This window comes from Desulfobacter sp. UBA2225 (assembly GCF_002348205.1).
Classification (GTDB): domain Bacteria; phylum Desulfobacterota; class Desulfobacteria; order Desulfobacterales; family Desulfobacteraceae; genus Desulfobacter; species Desulfobacter postgatei.
The window spans coordinates 1-2,875 of sequence record NZ_DDYV01000344.1 but is presented as its reverse complement, the minus strand read 5'-3'; the positions used below and the strand labels follow the sequence as shown (position 1 = coordinate 2,875).

General features: G+C 44.5%; 5 protein-coding genes. 4 read left to right on the top strand and 1 reads right to left on the bottom strand.

The annotated features are described in order from the left end of the window. On the bottom strand, nucleotides 1-400 hold a 400-nt coding region (locus B3D59_RS17950; RefSeq protein ID WP_286822517.1), incomplete at its 3' end, for a class I tRNA ligase family protein. 283 nt (nucleotides 401-683) lie between these two features. Between B3D59_RS17950 and B3D59_RS17945 the strand changes: the two genes are divergently transcribed. The 4 genes from B3D59_RS17945 to B3D59_RS17930 all read left to right on the top strand — a co-directional run. Beyond that, complete coding sequence (locus tag B3D59_RS17945) at nucleotides 684-1,190, top strand: BrxE family protein (protein ID WP_286822516.1); 507 nt, start codon at nucleotides 684-686, stop codon at nucleotides 1,188-1,190. Continuing rightward, a complete protein-coding gene (locus B3D59_RS17940) occupies nucleotides 1,187-1,975 on the top strand; it encodes a BrxA family protein (RefSeq protein WP_286822515.1) in 789 nt (262 codons plus the stop codon). The genes B3D59_RS17945 and B3D59_RS17940 overlap by 4 nt, the downstream gene beginning before the upstream one ends. Continuing rightward, complete coding sequence (locus B3D59_RS17935; RefSeq protein ID WP_004072953.1) at nucleotides 1,956-2,528, top strand: BREX protein BrxB domain-containing protein; 573 nt, start codon at nucleotides 1,956-1,958, stop codon at nucleotides 2,526-2,528. Before B3D59_RS17940 ends, B3D59_RS17935 begins: the two co-directional genes overlap by 20 nt. 23 nt (nucleotides 2,529-2,551) lie before the next feature. Further along, a partial coding sequence (locus B3D59_RS17930) for a hypothetical protein (RefSeq protein ID WP_286822514.1) occupies nucleotides 2,552-2,875 on the top strand: 324 nt, incomplete at its 3' end.

Below are 2,875 nucleotides of genomic sequence, written 5' to 3'. Positions count from 1 at the left end.
GGTAGTATTCCGGCCGGCAGGTGGCAATTTCTCTGTCCCAGTCATAGGAAAACCCCATTTTCTTAAGCTGGGCCCGCATGGCCCGGATATTGTCATAGGTCCAGGCTGCCGGATGGGTATTGTTATCAATGGCAGCATTCTCTGCAGGCATACCAAAGGCGTCCCATCCCATGGGATGAATGACATTAAACCCTCTCATGCGCTTGTAGCGGACCACCACATCTCCGATGGTGTAATTGCGCACATGCCCCATATGAATCTTTCCCGAAGGGTAGGGAAACATTTCAAGCAGATAATATTTTTCCCTGGACGAGTCTTCTTCCACTTTGAAAAGCTGGGTGTTTTTCCAGTATTCCTGCCATTTGGGCTCGACCTGGGAAGGGATGTACCGTTCCTCCATTATTTTAATTCCTTTCGAAAAATATCTACATTTATAGTTGAACCTTTTTAGATGCCACAAGAGAGGGGAAATAGCAAAGATATTTATAACAAAAACTTTAAATAAAACAATGATGCTTTTTATTTTCTATTACATGAATTATTGTTCTCGGAACCTCTCTACTTACAGTATTTTGAGGACCAAATTTATTTCTCCAACGCAAAAATTGGGGAAATCAGCATTTTGTAACAGCCTGTCGAGTCATATACAGTATGAATAAATTTGATTTAACAAGGGATGATTAATGAAACCGGACTCAATGCAGCGTATATGTGAAACAAGGATACTGGTCGGCTTTTTAGGTGAAAAACAGCAGACATCCTGGTGGGGTTCTTCTTTTTTGTCACCATCAAGCAGAGCGTTTCTTGGGCCGATTTACCCCAATTCCATTGATGTGGCTCAATACAGCGGCGTCTGTCAGGCGGCGTCGATTGTCCATGACGAACATATAGGCATCGGTAAGCACTATCACCTTTATCGACTCCCGGATTCTATCGAACGGGCACTTTTTCAGTGCATACAGGCGCATAAAGTCATTAACAACATGTCTGACTTCCTGAAAAGCCACGACACAGCAGTTGAAAGACTTAAAGAATTGGGTGAAGATACTGTCAAAGAATCAGATGGACCTGTTACCGTGGGCCAATACGCGGATAATAAATTGGATGCATTGATTCAAATCTCCCGGTCGCACTATATTTCAGCCTTTCAAGGTGATTATAAAACGTTTCCTTACATGAGATGTATATGACCGGCGGTTCAAAAATAAGATATACGACACAACTTCAGGCGGGCTTGGGCCTTATTGAAGAGACAAAGTCGTTATTGTCGATTTACAAACCCGGGATGACAGTGAGTGAACTCTATTATGCAGCCTTAGAGTCCGGACTGTTTCCCATGGTTTCTGCCAGGCGGTTGAAAAATATAATTGGCGAATGCTTTTCACCCAGATATCTGAAAACAGACTCAGCAAGATTTCTGAAACCGATTAGCCAAAATGCACCGGCACATGTTTTTAACCAGCATCTATTCGTGTTTACTGCGCTGGCCAACCAGATTCTTTTTAACTTCATAATAGAGATTTACTGGAACCGGTATCCCGGCGGACGAGACATGCTTTCAATTGATGATGCCAGAGATTTTGTCAGCCAGGCCGTCAATGAAGGGAAAACCCAAAAGCCCTGGTCCGAAACAACCATACGCAGAGTCTCATCTTATTTGATTGGATGCTGCGCAGATTATGGTATGTTGTCATCCAAGCGATCCCCTGTCAGGCAAATCCAATCCATCCGTCTTGAGGAATATACCCTGCTCTTTTTTTCATATTGGCTGCATTTTCAACAGATGGGTGACAATCGCATCATCAAACACAATTTATGGCAGCTGTTTGGATTGACGCCGGATGATGTTAGAGAGGAGTTGAAACGAATTTCAAAAAAAGACTGGCTGATTGTTCAGTCAGCCGCAGATGTAACACGAATCAGCTGGCGTTTTAACAGCTTGGAGGAGGTCGTTGATGTCATCACTGAAAGCTGATTTTAATGAATTGATCAAACGGATCAAAACGGGACGGGAGCTTGGGCATGCCAGTTTCGAGCCCATATTTTACCTGGTGTTCTCCCCAAAGCAAATCCTTGACGTTAAACGTCAAATGCCTGCCTGGACGGCCAAACTTAAAAATGAAGGATGGAGGGTGAACATCTTTTCCATGGCCGTTGAAATAAACAAGATCCTTGAGGCGGCACCGCTGCGAAAAATCTGGTTGGCAGCCGACACCAAAGCACCTTTGCAGTGGGACAAAACCAATAAAGCTCTGGCCAATGCCCTGGGCAACGGTACGCTGCAAAAAAAACTCGAAGCTGTGCTGGAAGACCTGGAATCAGATCCCCGGAATATCCTGTTGGTTACCGACATTGAAGCATTGCATCCTTATATGAGGATAGGCGCCATTGAAAGCCGGCTCCAGGGCAAATTCACGCTCCCCACAATATTTTTTTATCCAGGAACACGAACGGGCAAAACCCAGCTGAAATTTTTAGGATTCTATCCGGAGGACGGCAATTACAGATCGGTTCACGTTGGTGGTTGATACTCAAAATTTAGGAACCTGCCATGGAAATTAAAAATTTATTCGATACAAATAAGGACATTTACCGCACCATTGAAAAAGTAATCACCTATGGTGCTTCCCAGCAAGCCGGTCTCAAGGCTGAAATCTCAGAATACGTGGTCACCGAAAGCATTGAAGAGCAGTTTGAAAAACTGCTTGGGAAAATGCAGGCGGCAATGGAAGCAGGTGGTGAAAACGAGGTGGGTGTCTGGGTGTCCGGTTTTTATGGATCCGGTAAAAGCTCTTTTACCAAGTACCTGGGACTGGCCTTTGACGAGAACGTAACCATTGACGGCATTGCCTTTATCCAGCACCTGCAGGACCGC

Coding starts and splice junctions, on each gene's coding strand:
- B3D59_RS17945 (WP_286822516.1), top strand. CDS start 684: ATGAAACCGGACTCAATGCAGCGTATATGTGAAACAAGGATACTGGTC.
- B3D59_RS17935 (WP_004072953.1), top strand. CDS start 1,956: ATGTCATCACTGAAAGCTGATTTTAATGAATTGATCAAACGGATCAAA.
- B3D59_RS17940 (WP_286822515.1), top strand. CDS start 1,187: ATGACCGGCGGTTCAAAAATAAGATATACGACACAACTTCAGGCGGGC.